This window comes from Saccharothrix syringae, assembly GCF_009498035.1.
GTDB classification, from domain to species: domain Bacteria; phylum Actinomycetota; class Actinomycetes; order Mycobacteriales; family Pseudonocardiaceae; genus Actinosynnema; species Actinosynnema syringae.
On the sequence record NZ_CP034550.1, the window covers coordinates 2,104,439 to 2,120,605 of the forward strand.

Sequence of the window (16,167 nt, forward strand, 5' to 3'; positions counted from 1 at the left end):
TGCTCTCCTGTGATCCTTCGCATCGCTGCGGGGAACAAGTCGCCGCCGCCCGGGCGGCGGCGCGGGCCCAGGGGCTCGCGGGCGGCCCGGGGTCGGGCAGGAGTCGGGTGACGATGCCGTCCGCCAGGGCGACGACGCCTCCGACGTGGTCTTTCCGATGCGCGCCCAGTCAAGCTAGCAAGTTTTTGACCATATGGTCAATAACGTAAGCTTGCTCACGTGCCTCGTCCCCGCAAGTTCCGCGAGAGTGATGTCATCAGCAGCGCCGGCGAGGTGTTCGCCGTGCGCGGCCTCGCCGCTGCGACGCTGGATGACCTGGTGCGGGCGACCGGCCTGGGGAAGCAGAGCCTGTACAACGCGTTCGGCGGGAAGCGGGAGTTGTTCTTCCGGGCGCTCTCCGAGGACCGGGAGGAGGCGACGCGCGCCGTCTCGGAAGCGCTCGGGCACGATGGCGCTTCGCCGCTGGAACGAATCCGGGGCCACCTGCTCACGATGGCGATCGAGTTCAGCAGCAGTGATCGGCGGGTCTCGCTCACCACGCGTGCGCTGGTCGAATCGACCGGTGAGGAGGACCCGCTCTCGACGGCCACGAAGGCCGGCATCGAACAGCTCGCCGGGGTCTACGCCCGATGCCTGGAACACGCGCGGGAGAACGGGGATCTCGCGGAGGACGTGAACGTGCAGTCGCTGGCGCTCTACTTCGTCGCCGTCACCCGGGGGATGGAGTTGCTCGGCCGCGCCGGTGTCGGCCGCGGCGTTCTCACCGCGGTCGCACTCGACGCGCTTCGCGCGCTCCGCGGTCAGCGCATGGAAGAGGCCGGTGATCGCCCGTCTGTGCGGGAGTGACCGCCGACGTCCGGCCGCTGCCGAGGTGAACCCCCTGCGACAGGTCCGCACACCCGCCGCCGGGTCGGTTGTCACCGGTCGTGGAAGTCACTGCGATCCGGCTGGATGTCGAGCACCTGCCCCGTACAGCGACACCGAAACCGTTGTGGCTCTGGTGCTCGACGACCGGTCGGGAAGCCACACCCACCGCGGCCCGGATGGATCGGTCGTGGCAGACGTTCCTGCTTCGGTTCGATCCGGAACACACCTTCGGGTCCCTCGAGCAGACCCCGGGTCGGAGCACACGGGACTTGACCCAAGGCCGGGTAGTTGACGTTTTCGCTGGTCACGCGATCGAGTGGCAGGAGTCGCGACGCAGGACAACGGAGTTCGTTGGTACAGGCAGTCGACCAAGACAGCTTGTTCCCGAGGAACTCCGTTGCCCTCTCATTGTGTCCCGCCGCCTGCGCTGACGACCATCACCCGCACGGTCACCGTGGCCGCGGGCCGGTTCGCTCCCGGGTACCTGGGGGAACTGACGCGAGTGGTCCCGTTCGATCTCGTGGACGCGATCCTCGCGGAGACCAGGACGGTCCAGTGGCGGCTGCGTGACCTGCCCTCGCGGGTCGGTGTCTACTTCCTGCTCGCGATGTGCCTGTTCCCCGAGGTCGGCTACCGGCTGGTCTGGCAGAAGCTGATTGGCGGACTGACCGGTCTTATCGCATGGTCTCCTTCGACGGCTGCAGCTCGATCAAGGTCCCCGACACCGCCCGCAACCGGGCCTGGCTCGATTCCCCGGGCAACGGCGGCCACCCCTGATGGAGCGATGACACTGGTCGAGACCGACTACACCAGACGCCTGCTGCACCTTCTCACCCCGGACATGGTGGTGTTGTGGGACAAGGGCTTCGACAGCAACGCCTTCCTCGCCGACGTGCACGCCACCGGCGCGCGGATCCTGGGGACGGCTGCGCGACAACCGGCGCATCCCCGTCCTGGACCGTCTCGTCGACGGCTCCCACCTCTCGACGATCGGCGCCGTGCGGGACCACGTTCACCGGGACCTACCGGCTGGTCACGAGCCTGACCGACGCCCGCCGCCACCCCGCCTCCGCCCTGAACGCCCTCTACCACCAGCGGTGGGAACACGAATCGGCGTACCACGCCCTGCGCCACACGATCACCGCCGGACGCGTCCGGCCGGGCTCGAGCAGGAGATGTGGTCCCCGCTCACGCTCTACCAACTCCTGCGCACCGTCATGGTCGACGCGGCGCAATCCCGGCCCGGCACCGATCCCGACCGCTGCGGGTTCACCATCGCCCTGCACGCCACCCGCGACCAGGTCGTCCAGGCGACCGGAATCACCGTCGACAGCAACGAAGAATCCTGTGGGGTGCCAGAACTCTGCACTGAGGCGCTTGAGCTGCGGCGATCGCGCACCACGAGCTGTAGGAGCATGATCGTGAGGCGTGGTGCTACGACTGCTTTACCTGATCTTCGTCCGGGTCGTCGGCTGATTGGTTCTGTTGGGTCGGTCACCGGCGGCCAAGGACGTGGAGTTGCTGGTGCTGCGGCACGAGGTCGCCGTGCTGCGGCGGGCCAACCCGTGCCCACGACTGGATTGGGCCGATCGTGCGGTGGCACCGGCGCCTGGTCGCGAAGAAGTGGACCTACCCGAACCGCACCGGCCGACCACCGATGGACGATGCCGCGGTGGTGTTGATCGAGCGGATGGCCCGGGAGAACGCCGGCTGGGGCTACCGCCGCATCCAAGGCGAGCTGCTCGAACTCGACCACCGAGTAGCCGCTTCAGCGGTTCGCCGCGTGCTCAAGCGCCTGCGACTTCTTCCACGTCGACTGCGCCGTGACGCTCAAGCGGGCCTACGTGCTCTTCGTGATGGAGTTCGCCACCCGCTACGTCCACATCCTCGGCACCACCGCCAACCCGGACGGAGCATGGACCACGCAACAAGCCCGCAACCTGCTGATGAAGTTCGGCGACCGGGCAGACGACTTCCGGTTCCTCATCCGCGACCGGGCCGGTCAGTTCACCGCCTCGTTCGACGCGGCCTTCTCCGGCGCCGGCATCAAGGTCGTGAAGAGCCCACCACAACCACCGCCGACCCCACCGAGCACTGCAACTCGCACCACCACGACCGGACCGGCCGATCGCAGAGCCGGGCTGTACCTCGATACGCCGCCAGCCGATTCTCGGCGGCCTGATCAACGAGTACGAACCCACAGCCGCTTAACCGCAGGTCAGACCATACGGCCGACTTCTGGCACCCCACAGGGAGCCGGCGTTTGCGGCTGCATCGTTGCGGTCCTTTCCGAGAGATGCGGATCAGCAGTGCCCGGCGCGGACGGATGTGGGCGAGACCGCGCGCACGTTCGCCTTCAGGCCACCGACCTCGATGTGGCGATCCGCGAGCAGGTGAGCGGGATCAGGCTCGAACCCGCTCACCGGGCGAAGTAGCGGAGCTCAGGAATCCAGTCCGGGCAGATAGCCGCCGGCGGCGCCGCGCACGGCACTGTCGACGAGCCTCCTGATCTCGTCGGCGGGAACCGCGGCGCCGGGGTTGTTGACGAACCAGCGGTAGACCTCCTCCGGCTCCGCGTCCTGAGGCCGTTGTCCCGCGAAGTAGGGCTCGACGTAGACCGGGCTGTTGGGCTCGCTGCGCCAGCTGTCCGCGAGGCCGCCGATGTCCACGGCGTCGTAGCCCAGCTTGTCCAGCAGCACGGACACCTCCTTCTTGGCGGCGTCGTCGTCACCTGCGATGGGCAGGGCGCTGCGGTCGGGCGCTCCCGCAGGCCGCGCCCGGCTGCCGAGGCTGGCGTAGACGATGCTGTTGAACGCCTTGACCACAGCGGACCCGGCCAGGTGCCGCTGCACCAGCTGGCTGGACGTCAGCTCGTTCGAGTCCAGTTCCGCGATGCGGCCGTCGCGCTGCGGGTAGTAGTTCATCGCGTCGACCACGATCCTGCCGGCCAACGCCTCCGCCGGAAGCGACCGGTAACCGTGCAGCGGGATGGCGACCACCACCAGGTCACCCGCTCGCGCGGCGTCGGCGGGGGTGCCGGCACGGGCGTGGTCCCCGAGATCGGCGACGAGATCGGCGAGGGTTTCGGGCCCGCGCGAGTTGCTCAGGACGACGTCCAGACCAGCGGCGATGGCCAGGCGGGCCACCGTCGTGCCGATCATGCCGGAACCGATCAAACCGAGGGTTGTGCTCACGTGCTTCCTCCAGTCCACGTTTACCTACATCTGTAGGTTAGCCTACAAATGTAGGAAAGATAGACTGGTGGGTATGGCCAGGACGAAAGGCGGCCCTCCCGTGGTCGATCGCCGGGTGCGGCGCACCCAGGCGGCACTGCAGTGCGCGCTGATCGACCTGGTCGAGGACCGGGAGCTGTCGCAGATCAGCGTCGCCGACGTGGCCGAGCGCGCCGAGGTGAGCCGCTCGACCTTCTACGACCACTACCGGGACGTGCACGAACTGGCCGAGGCCGCCTGCACGGAGATGCTCGACGAGCTGATCAGCCTGGTGAGCGCGATCGGCGGCGATCCGGAAAGAGGGGGACCGACGGGGTCGTTGGAAACCTTCTTCGCCACCCTCGCCAAGCACGCCGGCCTGTACAAGAGCCTGCTCGGACCACAGGGAAGCGCCCGCATCATCGACCACATCCGGCGCCGCATCACCGCGGAAGCGCTCTTGACGTCCACCGGCAAGGCAACGCCAACGAAGGACGATCCAGACAACGTGCACGCCGCGTTCGTCGCGGGCGCGCTCATCGGGCTGGCCGCCGACTGGCTGCAACGCGACTGCGCCCACACGCCGGCGGAGATGGCCGCGCTCGCCTGGCCCCTGCTGTCCAGCTGCCGCTTCGGCGCGGACGGCGTCCGCGCCACACCCGTCTGCGACGGTTCGCACACCTGATCAGCTTTCGCTTGCCGGCCGGAAGATTCCGGCGTGCCGTGTCAGCCGAGGACGCTGCGGACCTGCGGTCGCACTCACGAGCAACTCGGCCCTTCACGCTACGTACGGCTTCAACCTGCATGGACGGGGTTATCGGCAGGCACAGCGTTGCCGCACCTTGAGCACGTGTGGTCCGGTCGGCAGCTCTCCGACGAGGTCGTCGCGGCTGTCGACCGGGTCCAGTGCCACGCGCACCAGCCGTTCTCGTGGGACCGGCCGACGTCCACGGCCGCGGGCGGTCGCCGGCTCACTCCGTTCGGGGATGAACTCCGGATCTCGGGCTGAGGGACTGCGGCCGCAGCCGGGAAGTGCTGGAGCGCACTGACGACGTCCCTCACCCGAACACGTTGCTCATCGCCCGGTACGACGCCGATGCCGTGAGTGGGCTGCCACGCGACCACGGGCACATGCGGCCGGGCCAACCGGCCCGAGCACCGTTCTAACGGTCGTCTCAGGTTCGCTCGGTATGAAATGGGCATCGCCGGGCGACGCGGTCCCGTCCTCGCCGGACATGCGCGCTCCACGGCGGCACGGTCGGCGCCGGTCCCGCACCGGACGGCGGCTGGACCGTCCACGCGACCCCGAAAGGCAGCCGTTCATGATCTCCGTGCTCGTGGTGGACGCCCAGCCGCTGCAGCGCTTCGGGTTTCGCGTGCTGCTGGAGAGCACCCCCGACACCGAGGTCGTCGGCGAGGCCGAGAACGGCGCCGAGGCCGTTCGGCGGACCACCGAGCTGCATCCGGACGTGGTGCTGATGGACATCCGCATGCCGGGCGTCGACGGGATCGAGGCCACCCGGCGCATCGCCGCCGCCGGTGGGCGTTCGCGGATTCTCGTGCTGGCGACGTTCGACGTGGACCGGTACGCGTTCGCCCTGCTGCGGGCCGGGGCGAGCGGTTTCCTGCTCGAGGACACCCGTCCGGAGGAGCTGCTCGCCGGCATCCGGGCCGTCGCCGCCGGGGACGCGGTGATCGCGCCGGCGCTGACCCGGCGGCTGCTCGACACGGTCGCCGACCGGCTCGACGACGACCTCTGCGGGCCCGTGCGGAAGGATCCCCGGCTGGACTCCCTGACCGGCCGCGAGCGCGAGATCCTCGTCGCCGTCGGCCAGGGCCTCACCAACGGTGAGATCGCGCGACGGTTCACGCTGTCGGAGTCGACGGTGAAGACCCACGTCGGGCGGATCCTCGCCAAGATCGGGGCGCGGAACCGGATCCAGGCCGTCATCCTCGCCTACGACCTGAGACTCACCCGGCCGGTTTAGCGCTTCCTCTCGCGGGTTCGAGATCCCGCCGGACCTCGAAGACGTCATCACCGTCGTGGGTCGAGCGACACCGACGAACAACGTCTCCGAGGCCGAGCTGTTCCTCAGGCGAGCACGACCTGGCCCTCGACGACCTCGACCGGGATCTTGACCAGTGGCTCGGGTGCCGGACCTCCGGTCACCTCTCCGTTCCCGCCGTAGGTGGCGCCGTGGCAGGGGCACCGGAATCCGGGGCCGACGTAGGCGACCGGGCAGCCCTGGTGGCTGCAGGTGGCGTTGAACGCCAGGAAGGTGTCCGGCGCCGGGCGCAGGAGATGGGCGGGCGTCCCGTCCGGCATGGTGAAGCTCGCCGACGAGCCGACGGCGATGTCGTCGACGGCGGCGATCACCGGGCCGTGGCCCACCGGGTCCGCCGGCGGCCCGGCGGGGCGCCGGGCGAGCGCCAGGGCGCTGCCGGCGGGAATTCCGGCAGCGGTCGCGGCCCCCGCGATCAGAGCGCCCCGCAGCACGGTGCGCCGCTCGACGTCGTCCCGCACTGTCCCGTCTTCCTCCGGCGTGGGGTGCACCGGCAGGCCGAGCCGGTGCCGCACCTTCGCGCGCAGCCGGGCACTCAGTGACAACACCCCGGCGTCGCCCGCGATCAGCAACGGCGTCCAGGCGAAGGCGAACACGATGTCGGCTCCCAGGTAGTACGGCCGAGTCGTCCAGCTCACCGTCAGGAAGAAGCCGAGCGAGAGCAGGACACCGCCGAGCGCGGCGAGCCGGGTGAACAGCCCGAGCAGGGTGGCGAGCCCGACCGCGACCTCCCCGAGAGCGACCGCCAACCCGATGACGGTCGCGTGGTCGGCGGCCGGCGAGACCAGCGGGCCGATCGGGGAGGTCGCGGCGGCGTTCACCATCTGCGCGTGGACACCGAGCGGGGAGGTGTCGTCCAAGTAGTGCGCGTCGAAGAGCTTGGAGAGACCGGCGTAGGCGAAGGTGCCACCCAGAAAAGCACGCAGCGGCAGCAACACCCAGACCGGCGACCGCCTCGGGGAGTCCAAGCGCAACCGGGTCATGTCGTGGCCGGGTTCACGGTCGTGGCCTGAGGCACCTCAGTGGGTTCACGCATGTCCGACCCCCACCTCAGGACTTGCGGGGGGAGACCGTCATGATGCCCGTGCACATCTCGTCGCTGGTGCCGTCACCCCACACCACGTAGCGCGGCGGCAGCTTGCTCAGCTGCGGCAGCTGTTTGCGCAGCCCCGCGTCGTGCGTGCACGTCACCCGCAGCGTGTCCCCCGGACCGACCTCCACCGGTGACGGCAGCTTCACCAGCCGCTGGTTGTCGAAGTCGAACTGCGGCACGTCCAGCACGACCTCGGCGTTCGGCCTGCCCGGGTTGAGCTCGACCTTGATGGCCCGCCCGAGCAGGTGCATGTGGCCGAAACCGGCGAACAGCGTCACCGGCTCCGACACCTCGTGGTCGCAGGTCTGGGTGTCGCCGGGCTTCGGCGCGCTCTGGCCGCACTCCTCGAGCTGCTCGTCCGCGGTGGCGCCGACCTCCGCCCCGAACCGCTTCGTCACGTCCGCGATCGAGGCCGCCCGGTCGCAGAGCGGACCCGACTCGTCGGCGGCGCAGGGCAGGTCGGTCGGCGCGTCGAGCGGCAACGTGTCGAGCTCCCGGGTCTGCGGCGTGCCGTCCGTCAGCCGCAGCCGCACCGCCGAGCGGTCCGACCCGGCGGGCTTGCCGTCGGTCGCGAGCAGGTTGTAGTGCATCTGGAGGACGATCAGGCTGCCCGGCTCCAGCTTGAAGCCGACGTCCTCGGTGAACAGTGTCTCCGTGGCGCCCGGCGCCCAGGTGTCCACCCACGCCGCCTCCCCCTCTTCCACCTCGGCGCCGGCCACGCCGGTCCCGCCGAAGCACTGCCAGCCGAGGCCGGGGGTCTTCGCGTCCTGCTCGCGCACCGCGGCAGCACCGCCCGGCGGCACCGCGTACACGATGGCGTGGTGCGCGATGGCGACGTTCTCGGGCGTCACCTGGGTCCCGGTCAGGAACGCCGCCTTGGTCAGGCCCGGATCGATCACCTGGCACCGGTACTCGTCCGTGCCGCCGCCCTCCGGCGGCGCGGGCGTGTACGCCTCGGCCATCTTCAGGTCGAGGAACCGCTCGCCGGCGCGCAGCGGCTGCGGCGCGGACGACGGCTGGGCCGCGTGCGCGTTGTGCGAGCCGGCCGGAGGGGGCACCGCACCGTTGCCGGCGTTCGACCCGCAGGCGACGACGGCGAACGCCGTCGCCAGCGCCGTGGTGGCCGTCCCGAGCCTCCACAGTGGACTAGCAGGTTTCGTCATGACCTGAACGCTAGGCCCGATTCCGTCGCTTTTCGTCGTACCGCGGTCGTCACTTCGGGAGAGAGGCGGTACGACGGTACTACGCCGAGAAGTCCCCTTGTGACTGTCGACGGGCCTGAGCGCCGCATTAACGCAGTCAACGCAGCGCCGTCCGGGAAAGCGCCGGCCGGTCGGCCGGCAGTCCACCGAGGTCGCGGTGCTGGAGGACAGCCTCCCCGGCGGGGAGGACGACACGTTCGTCTTCGTGTACCACCGCGACAGCGGCATGACCGACGCCGACCGCGCGACGGTCGAGCGCCACTACGACACCCTTGCCGAGCGGTACCCGCCGAAGGTGGCGGCCCCGACCGGTGAGGAGGACGAGGGCCCGCGGACGAGACCCTCCACCGACGGCAAGGCGATGATGTCCACCCTCGACGTGAGCACGACCTACGGCGCACCGGAGACCATCGTCGTCGTCACGCTCCTGCTCATCACCACCTACCGCAGCCCGGTGTTGTGGCTCGTCCCGCTCGTGGCCGTGGGCGCGGCCGCACTGACCTCGATGGCGACCGTCTACCTGCTCGTCACGGGGTTCGGCATCGTGGTCGACGACCAGAACTCGGCGCTGCTGACGATCCTGGTGTTCGGCGTCGGCACGGACTACGCGCTGCGCGGCGCGGCGCCGGCCATCGTCGCGTCCGCGGCCACCGTGATCGCCGGCCTGTTCTGCCTGCTCGTCGCGGACCTGAACAGCACCAGCGGGTTGGGCCCGATCGGCGCGGCCGGCATCCTGTGCGCGCTGGTGGCCGTGCTGACGCTGTTCCCGGCGATGCTGGTGGTCCTCGGCAGGCGGATCTTCTGGCCGGCCATCCCGCGGTTCGGCACGGCCGTGCGGGAGAAGCCGGGGCTGTGGGTGCGGCTCGGCGCCGCCATCAGCCGCCGCCGGTGGGTGGCGGCGCTCGGCTCGCTCGGAGTCCTGGGCGTGCTCGCCATCGGTTTGACGGGCAGCACCGGCGCCCTGGGGGAGCAGGACCAGTTCGTGTCCGCGCAGGAGTCGGTCACCGGCTTCACCGCAGCCGATGACGATCTTTACGCGGCCGGCGCACCAGGAGCGGGTGCTCGCCGTCGTCAAGGGCACTCCCGGCGTGGCAGTGGCCGTCCCGGGCGAGTCCCGCGGCGGCTGGGCCGACATCTCGGTGTTCCCGACGGACGCGCCGGACACCGCCGCGGAGTACGACACGATCAAGCGGGTGCGCACCGCCGTGCACGCGGTGACCGGCGCCGGGGGACGGTCAGCCCATCGCGGCGTCGTCCCCGGCCGTGAGCCGCGCGATCGGGGCGGCCGGGAGGTCGACCCGGAGCAACGCGCCGCCGCGCGCGGAGCGGCCCACGGTGGCCTGGCCGCCATGGGCGTCGACGACCCGCTGCACGATCGACAGCCCCAGACCGGATCCCGGCAACGCCCTGGCGCTGTCGGCGCGGTAGAACCGGTCGAACACCCGCGGTACGTCGGCGGCGTCGATGCCCGGCCCGGCGTCGTCGACCTCGAGCACCGCCGACGCGCCCCGGGCACGGAGCCGGACCTGGACCGGCTGGTCCGCGGGGGACCACTTGACGGCGTTGTCGACGAGGTTGAGCACCGCCCGTTGGAGCGCGGCGGGACGCCCGCTCACCCACACGGGGGTCACGTCGAGCGCGACCTCGATGTCGGGCGTGCGGGAACGCGCCTGAGTCGCGGCGGCCACCACCACGTCGGCGAGGTCGAGCAGTTCGGTGCTCTCGTCGCTGACGTCACCGCGCGCCAGGTCGGTCAGCTCGGTGGCGAGGGTGCTCAACTCGGCGACCTGGGCGCCGAGATCGTTGAGCAGCCGGGTCCGGCTCTCCGAGGGCAGTGCGCTGTCCAGGGTGCCGCGCCGATCGAGCCGGATCAGCAGTTCGATGTTGAGGCGCAGGCTGGTGAGCGGGGTCTTGAGCTCGTGGGCGGCGTCCTCGGCGAGCAGCCGCTGGGCCTGCCGGGAGTCCCGGAGCGCGGCGAGCATGTCGTTGATCGACTGGATCAGCTGCCGGATCTCCCCACCCCCCTCGTCCGGGATGTCGGCGTCGAGGTCCCGGGTGCGCGCGACGCGGACCGCGGCGGCGGCCAGCCGGTCGATCGGTGCCAGCCCGGTCCGCGCCACGGCCCGCCCGACGAGGGCGCCGCTGGCCACGCAGAACAGCCCGATCAGCAGCATGCCCAACCCGAACCGGTTGATCAGGCTGTCGTCGGCGACGCGGGCCACCTGGACCGCGCCGCCGCCTGCCCGCAGCGTGTAGACGAGGTAGCCGTCCTCGTCGCTGTCGCCCGACTCCATCAGGTCGGCCGACACGCCCCGCGCCACGCGCCCGGCGTGCTCGCTGACAGGCGGCAGCGCGGGTTGGCCGTCCGGCGTCCGGGTCGAGCCGTCGGGCAGGACGACCCGCACCAGCGGACCCGATCCGGGATACGGCGGTAGCCGGACCTGCGCCAGACCGGCGAGCTCCGCGTTCGTCGCCAGGACGCGGCAGTCCACGCGCAGCTGGTCCTTCGCGGTGTCCTGCAGCTCCCAGGCCAGCAGCTCGCTGGCGACCTGGAAGGACGCGAACACGCTGACCGCGATGGCCGTCGCCGCGATCACCGTCAGCCTGGTCCGCAGGGACCGCCGACGCCACCAGCGGGCCGGCCGGCGCGAGCCCCGGCCGGCGGACCCGCTCACGGAGGGGTCTCCCGCAACGTGTACCCCAAGCCGCGCCGCGTGTAGATCAATCGCGGCTCACCCCCGGCCTCCATCTTGCGGCGCAGGTAGCTCACGTACACCTGGAGGTTGTTGGAGGTGACGCTCATGTCGAAGCCCCAGATCGCCTCGAACAGCTCGCCTCGGGTCAACACGCGGTTCGCGTTGCGCACGAGGACCTCCAGCAGGAAGAACTCGGTCCGGGTCAGGCGGAGCGGCCGCCCGCCCCGCCACGCCTCGAACCTGTCGGGATCGACCCGGACGTCGGCGAACGTCAGGACCTGCGACTCGTCGTCACCCGACGCCCGGCGGCGCAGCAGGGCCCGGACCCTGGCCAGCAACTCCTCGGTGGCGAACGGCTTGGGCAGGTAGTCGTCGGCGCCCGCGTCCAGCCCCGCGACCCGGTCGGAGACCTGATCCCGGGCGGTCAGCATCAGCACCGGCAGGTCCCGGCCGGCTGCCCGCAACCGCCGGCAGGTCTCCACCCCGCCGAGGCGGGGCATCATCACGTCGAGGATCAGCAGATCCGGCTCGTCGCCCTCGACCCCGTCGAGCACGGCGAGACCGTTGGCGACGGTGCTGGTGTCGTAACCCTCGACCTGGAGCACCCGCTCCAGCGACTCGCGGATGGCCGCCTCGTCATCCGCGATCATGATCCGCACGCCGCCCCGCCCCCTCCGGTCGATGCTTCAGCCGCTCATCGTCCCGGATCAACCTGAGGCCAGGGTTAGAGCGCCGCCGCTCTGGTGCCCGCGGGTCATGCCCTTGCGAACGCCTGAGCGGTCCGCGCCGTCAGTTCGTCAGGCTGTCCAGACCGCCGGCGTCGATCCGGCTCCGCGTCGACGATCCCGTTGTCGGCTTGGCGGAGGCGACCGGCGCAGAAAGCAGAGGGGCTCAGCGCCCGAACTGAGACTTCACCTGCTCGGGGACGCGCTCGCCCTGGACGTGGTGTGCGGCCACCTCGATGCGGTGCAGGTCGCCGGACGTCGGTTCGACATCGAGCGCCGCGACCACCCAGGTCGTCGCCGCGGTGGTCACGGCCGGCACGATGGCGGTGGTGCCGGTCCTGGTGGTGTTCGTGCCGGCGCAGCGGCGGTTCATCGAAGGGCTGGCGAACACCGGTGTGAAGGGATGACGACCCCGGGCTACCGGCCCAGCACGTCGCGCAGGACGCCGGTCGTCTCGTCCGGGCTCTCCAGCGGCCAGAAGTGCCCGCCGGTCACGTAGCGCACGTCGACGCCGGCCGCGTGCGGGATGTGCTCGGCGGCGTCGGCGAAGAACTCGCGGGGCTGCGTGCGCGAGTCCCAGCCCTGGAGCAGGGTGATCGGGCTCCGCCAGCGCGGGATCAGGTCCCGGCGCCGCTCGAGCCACTCCTTGCGGAAGGTGGACGCCATCGCGTAGCGCGGGACGGCCCGGTCGATCCCGGGGTAGGAGAACTCCTGGATGACGCGGCGCAGGTCCGCTTCGGTGATCGGCAGGCCGCCGACCATGGCATGGGCGCGGACGACGAACTGACCGGGATCCGCCAGCATCCCGGTCCACGGGGCTTCCGCGAGGAGGTCGTCGTGCGGGGAGAGCGCCGGGTGGAAGTGGTGCAGGTGCTGCTCGCCGCGGACGTAGTGGCGGACCCGCGTCGGCTGGGCGGCCGCCACGTGGTCGCCCAGCACGGTGCCGCGGTCGTGGGTGACCAGCGCGAACCGGTCGATACCGAGCGCGTCGAGCAGGTCGACCAGTTGCCGGGCCACGCCCGCCTGCCGGTAGTCGCCCCTGCCCTTCTCCGACTGCCCGTAGCCCTTGAGGTCCACGGCGATGCAGCGATGGGAGCCGGCCAGCGCCGCCATCTGGTGGTGCCACAGGAACCACGAGTCGGGCATGCCGTGCAGGAACACCACCGGGTCGCCGGTCCCGGTCTCGACGTAGTGCCAGCGGACCGTCTCCTGGTCGCCGGGGACCTCGGCGAAGTGGTGGTTGAACACGACCCCGTCGAGCACCTCGGTGTCGCCTTCGCGGTCCGCGGGGCGGGGCCGCACGTCGGCATAGCGCCGCAGGTGCTCGGCCACGAGGGCGTCGGGCGGCAGGAAGTCTTCGATCGCCCGCCGCGCGCGGGCGGGGAGTTCCGTGTACTGCGGGGTGTCGTCGTCACGCATGGGTCCAGTGCACCGGAGTTCGGTCAGCACGTCCAACGATGTCTGCTGATGATCGTCAGCATGATGAGTGATAATCGGCCCGTGGAACTGCGTCACCTCGAACACTTCCTCGCGGTCGCCGACACCGGGAGCTTCACCAGGGCGGCGGCGCGGCTGCACGTCGTCCAGTCCGGGGTGTCCGCGACGGTCCGCGCCCTGGAACGGGAGCTGGGATCGGAGCTGTTCGACCGCAGCGGCCGGCACGTCACGCTCACGGCGGCCGGGAAGGCGTTGCAGCCGCGGGCCCGGGACACCCTCGACGCCGCGCGGGCCGCCAAGGACGCGGTCCACCGGGTCCAGGGTGCCCTGCACGGCACCGTGACGGTCGGCACGCTGACCGCGATCGACGTCGTCGACCTGCCGGGGCTCCTGGCGGAGCTGCGCGCGGAGCACCCCGGCGTCACGGTGCGCCTGCGGGCCGCCATGGCGGGCTCGGCCGGCCTGGCCCAGCACCTGCGCGAGGGCAGGCTCGACGTCGCGTTCCTGGCCCTGCCCGACCCGCGGCCCTCCGACCTCGACACCCGGCTGCTGGCCACCGCGGAGCTGGCCGTCTACGTGCCCGGTTCCCACCCCCTCGCGGGCGAGCACCGGGCGACGCTCGCCCGGCTGGCCGAGTTCCCGTTCGTGGACACCCCCGTCGGGTTCGGCAGCCGCACCGTCGTCGACCGGGCGTTCGCGGCCGCGGGGGTCGAGCGCGAGGTCACGGTGGAGGTCGCCAACGTGGCGACGGCGGTCGACTTCGTCCGGGCCGGCCTGGGCATCGCGTTCCTCGCCGACCGCCTGGTGCCCGACCCGAGCGGCCTGCACGTCGTCCAGGTCGCCGACGGTGACCTGCACTGGCGGTTGACGGTCGCCACCGCCGCGGCACGCCGCCCCAGCGCCGCCACGCGGGCGTTCCTCGACCTGCTCCACGAACGGCATCCCACGCCGGTGACGCCGCGGGGCTGAGGGAGGTCGCATCCTCCTCGTCGAGTTCGCCGCTACCGACCGTTTCGTTTCTGGGTGACGGTTGGTGGTGGTCTGACCGCGAAGCAGCGGGCCCAGCGGGAGCGGGTCCGGTTCGAGGCCGCCGGGATGTTCGCCCGGGGGTGTGGCTCCGCCGCGGGTGGCGCGGCTGTTACGGGTCTCGCGCAAGTCCGCCTACGGCTGGCACGCCCGCTGGCGGACCGGCGGGGTGGAGGTGCCGCGGTCGCGGGGCCCGTGCGGGCGGCGGTCGCGCATGCGCCCAGACCTGGCGGATCCTGCGGCAGATGGGCTTCACCCCGCAGCTGCCGGTCCACCGGGCCGCTGAGCGCGACGAGTCCGGCGTGGCCGCCTGGGTGCGCACCACCCAGGCGGGTCGGGTGTCCCTGGCCGGCACGGTCTGCCGCAAACCCGATTTCGCCGTCCTGCTCGACGCCGCCATGCGCGCACTGATCGCGACACGGCTGTGGTTGACGGTGTTCCGGCTGCCGCCCTACGCCCCGGACCTGAATCCGGCCGAGGGCGTGTGGTCTCACCTGAAACGCAGCCTGGCCAACCTGGCGCCTTTCGCGCTCGACGGGCTGGTCGCGGTGATCCGCAACCGCCTCGGCAGTACCGCCCCGTTCAGCTCGCCGGCGGCATCAGCTTCGTGTTGGAGCGCTGGCGGGTCATCCCGGCGCAGGTGGGGGAACACGAGGCCCTCGATCGTCTGTCGGTGATCACGAAATGGGCGGTTGTTGCCGTACTGCGTCGGCAACAACGGCGTGATCCGCTCCCACGTCTGGTCCGACAACACCTGATCACGGGTCACGCGCCCAGCTCAGCGCCTTGCCGGGGAGTACGCCCCAGTTGACGGCGCAGCCATGCCGCTCGGGCGGCGATGGCGTCCTGCGAGATCACGGCGTGAGGAACCACGACGTCGAACCCGTGGAACCCGCCAGGCCAGACGTGCAGTTCGACGTGGCAGCCCGCCTGCCACATGCGGCTCGCATGGGCAACGTCCTCGTCCCGGAACGTTTCGGCCGACCCGACGTCGACGAACGTGGACGGCAGGCCGGAGAGGTCCGCGGCACGGGCAGGCGCGGCGTACGCGGACACGTCCGGTCCTCCGCGCACGCTGTCGCCGAGGAGCGCGTTCCACCCGGTCTCGTTCGAGGAGCTGTCCCAGATGCCGAGGCCGCGCATCTGCTGGGCGGAGGGCGAGTCGTTGCGGTCGTCGAGCATCGGCGACAGGAGCAGCTGGGCCAGGACGGCCGGGCCGTTGCGGTCGCGCGCCATCAAGGTGACACCTGCTGCGAGGCCGCCGCCGGCGCTCGCACCGGCGATGACGATGCGCCCGGGGTCGATGTCGAGCTCGTGGGCGTGCTCCGACACCCACACCAGGCCCGCGTAGCAGTCCTCGACGGGACCGGGGTGGGGTGTCTCGGGTGCGAGCCGGTACTCGACCGAGACCACGGCCACGCCCATCGGTTCGGCCAAGTCCAGCATCTCGACGAGGCCGAACCGGTTGTCCCCGACGATCATGCCGCCTCCGTGGACGTGGTAGATCACCGGGGTGGGGGTCGCCGCGTGCTTCGGGAGGCAGATCAGCAGCGAGATGTCCGGTTGCCCGTCCGGCCCCGGCACCACCCGCTCCCGCACGCTGTAGGCGCCACCGCGTGAGAGGACCTCGTCGGTCGGGGTCTCCACGCCGGGAACGGGCTCGCGCATCTCCACGATGTTGTCCGGGCGGTACGCGTCCGGTGGGCGCAGGCCGGTCAGCACCTCGAGGACGGGGGCGAGCTCTGGATCGAAAGGTGGTGGCGGTCCGACCGGCTGGGCGGAAGACCGCTCCGTGACTTGCTTGGTCATGGGTTCTCCTTGCGGCAGGAGACGCGATGTCCGCCTG

At 71.2% G+C, this 16,167-nt stretch carries 17 protein-coding genes; 9 read left to right on the forward strand and 8 right to left on the reverse strand.

What is annotated here, in order from left to right:
• Positions 1-219 precede the first annotated feature (219 nt).
• The 3 genes from EKG83_RS09960 (at position 220) to EKG83_RS47595 (ending at position 3,302) form a co-directional block, all read left to right on the forward strand.
• Positions 220-846 (forward strand): TetR/AcrR family transcriptional regulator, encoded by a 627-nt coding sequence (locus EKG83_RS09960; RefSeq protein WP_033435204.1) that lies wholly within the window; start codon positions 220-222, stop codon positions 844-846.
• A gap of 475 nt (positions 847-1,321) precedes the next feature.
• Positions 1,322-1,912 carry a transposase domain-containing protein gene (locus EKG83_RS09965; protein ID WP_228122550.1) on the forward strand — a complete coding sequence of 197 codons (591 nt, stop codon included), beginning with the start codon at positions 1,322-1,324 and terminating at the stop codon, positions 1,910-1,912.
• Positions 1,913-2,690: 778 nt separating this feature from the next.
• On the forward strand, positions 2,691-3,302 hold the full coding sequence (locus EKG83_RS47595) for a hypothetical protein (RefSeq protein ID WP_228122551.1): 612 nt from the start codon (positions 2,691-2,693) through the stop codon (positions 3,300-3,302).
• Positions 3,303-3,308: 6 nt separating this feature from the next.
• Here the strand turns inward: EKG83_RS47595 and EKG83_RS09975 are convergent, their stop codons facing one another.
• Positions 3,309-4,061 carry an NADPH-dependent F420 reductase gene (locus EKG83_RS09975; RefSeq protein ID WP_033435203.1) on the reverse strand — a complete coding sequence of 251 codons (753 nt, stop codon included), beginning with the start codon at positions 4,059-4,061 and terminating at the stop codon, positions 3,309-3,311.
• Positions 4,062-4,134: 73 nt separating this feature from the next.
• Here EKG83_RS09975 and EKG83_RS09980 point away from each other — a divergent pair, with 73 nt between their 5' ends.
• Both EKG83_RS09980 and EKG83_RS09985 read left to right on the forward strand, forming a co-directional pair.
• Complete coding sequence (locus EKG83_RS09980) at positions 4,135-4,764, forward strand: TetR/AcrR family transcriptional regulator (protein WP_051766913.1); 630 nt, start codon at positions 4,135-4,137, stop codon at positions 4,762-4,764.
• 637 nt (positions 4,765-5,401) lie between these two features.
• Positions 5,402-6,067: a response regulator gene (locus EKG83_RS09985; protein ID WP_033435202.1), complete on the forward strand. Its 666-nt coding sequence runs from the start codon at positions 5,402-5,404 to the stop codon at positions 6,065-6,067.
• Between the two features lie 104 nt (positions 6,068-6,171).
• Here EKG83_RS09985 and EKG83_RS09990 read toward each other — a convergent pair whose 3' ends face one another.
• Together EKG83_RS09990 and EKG83_RS09995 are read right to left on the reverse strand one after the other, a co-directional pair.
• Positions 6,172-7,125: a Rieske 2Fe-2S domain-containing protein gene (locus EKG83_RS09990; protein WP_051766912.1), complete on the reverse strand. Its 954-nt coding sequence runs from the start codon at positions 7,123-7,125 to the stop codon at positions 6,172-6,174.
• Between the two features lie 67 nt (positions 7,126-7,192).
• Positions 7,193-8,398 carry a monooxygenase gene (locus EKG83_RS09995; protein WP_051766911.1) on the reverse strand — a complete coding sequence of 402 codons (1,206 nt, stop codon included), beginning with the start codon at positions 8,396-8,398 and terminating at the stop codon, positions 7,193-7,195.
• Between the two features lie 196 nt (positions 8,399-8,594).
• Here EKG83_RS09995 and EKG83_RS10000 point away from each other — a divergent pair, with 196 nt between their 5' ends.
• Positions 8,595-9,704: an MMPL family transporter gene (locus EKG83_RS10000; RefSeq protein WP_051766910.1), complete on the forward strand. Its 1,110-nt coding sequence runs from the start codon at positions 8,595-8,597 to the stop codon at positions 9,702-9,704.
• Here EKG83_RS10000 and EKG83_RS10005 read toward each other — a convergent pair.
• The 4 genes from EKG83_RS10005 to EKG83_RS10025 form a co-directional block, all read right to left on the reverse strand.
• Positions 9,673-11,112, reverse strand: a complete 1,440-nt coding sequence (locus EKG83_RS10005; RefSeq protein ID WP_033435201.1) for a HAMP domain-containing sensor histidine kinase — start codon at positions 11,110-11,112, stop codon at positions 9,673-9,675. The genes EKG83_RS10000 and EKG83_RS10005 overlap by 32 nt on opposite strands.
• Positions 11,109-11,792: a response regulator transcription factor gene (locus tag EKG83_RS10010; RefSeq protein WP_033435200.1), complete on the reverse strand. Its 684-nt coding sequence runs from the start codon at positions 11,790-11,792 to the stop codon at positions 11,109-11,111. Before EKG83_RS10010 ends, EKG83_RS10005 begins: the two co-directional genes overlap by 4 nt.
• A gap of 232 nt (positions 11,793-12,024) precedes the next feature.
• Positions 12,025-12,168, reverse strand: coding sequence for a hypothetical protein (locus EKG83_RS10015; protein WP_153277977.1), 144 nt, complete (start codon positions 12,166-12,168; stop codon positions 12,025-12,027).
• Between the two features lie 107 nt (positions 12,169-12,275).
• Positions 12,276-13,277, reverse strand: coding sequence for an alpha/beta fold hydrolase (locus tag EKG83_RS10025; protein WP_033435199.1), 1,002 nt, complete (start codon positions 13,275-13,277; stop codon positions 12,276-12,278).
• Between the two features lie 81 nt (positions 13,278-13,358).
• Here EKG83_RS10025 and EKG83_RS10030 point away from each other — a divergent pair, with 81 nt between their 5' ends.
• From EKG83_RS10030 to EKG83_RS47600, 3 genes are all read left to right on the forward strand, one after another.
• On the forward strand, positions 13,359-14,264 hold the full coding sequence (locus EKG83_RS10030) for a LysR family transcriptional regulator (RefSeq protein WP_033435198.1): 906 nt from the start codon (positions 13,359-13,361) through the stop codon (positions 14,262-14,264).
• A 142-nt stretch (positions 14,265-14,406) separates the two neighbouring features.
• Positions 14,407-14,607 (forward strand): helix-turn-helix domain-containing protein, encoded by a 201-nt coding sequence (locus EKG83_RS49545; RefSeq protein ID WP_153277978.1) that lies wholly within the window; start codon positions 14,407-14,409, stop codon positions 14,605-14,607.
• Positions 14,555-14,998, forward strand: a complete 444-nt coding sequence (locus EKG83_RS47600; protein WP_407690779.1) for a transposase — start codon at positions 14,555-14,557, stop codon at positions 14,996-14,998. Before EKG83_RS49545 ends, EKG83_RS47600 begins: the two co-directional genes overlap by 53 nt.
• Before the next feature lie 88 nt (positions 14,999-15,086).
• Here EKG83_RS47600 and EKG83_RS10050 read toward each other — a convergent pair whose 3' ends face one another.
• Positions 15,087-16,130, reverse strand: coding sequence for an alpha/beta hydrolase (locus EKG83_RS10050; protein ID WP_033435197.1), 1,044 nt, complete (start codon positions 16,128-16,130; stop codon positions 15,087-15,089).
• Positions 16,131-16,167: the final 37 nt, after the last annotated feature.

Coding starts and splice junctions, on each gene's coding strand:
- EKG83_RS09980 (WP_051766913.1), top strand. CDS start 4,135: ATGGCCAGGACGAAAGGCGGCCCTCCCGTGGTCGATCGCCGGGTGCGG.
- EKG83_RS09985 (WP_033435202.1), top strand. CDS start 5,402: ATGATCTCCGTGCTCGTGGTGGACGCCCAGCCGCTGCAGCGCTTCGGG.
- EKG83_RS09995 (WP_051766911.1), bottom strand. CDS start 8,398: ATGACGAAACCTGCTAGTCCACTGTGGAGGCTCGGGACGGCCACCACG.
- EKG83_RS10050 (WP_033435197.1), bottom strand. CDS start 16,130: ATGACCAAGCAAGTCACGGAGCGGTCTTCCGCCCAGCCGGTCGGACCG.
- EKG83_RS10025 (WP_033435199.1), bottom strand. CDS start 13,277: ATGCGTGACGACGACACCCCGCAGTACACGGAACTCCCCGCCCGCGCG.
- EKG83_RS09990 (WP_051766912.1), bottom strand. CDS start 7,125: ATGACCCGGTTGCGCTTGGACTCCCCGAGGCGGTCGCCGGTCTGGGTG.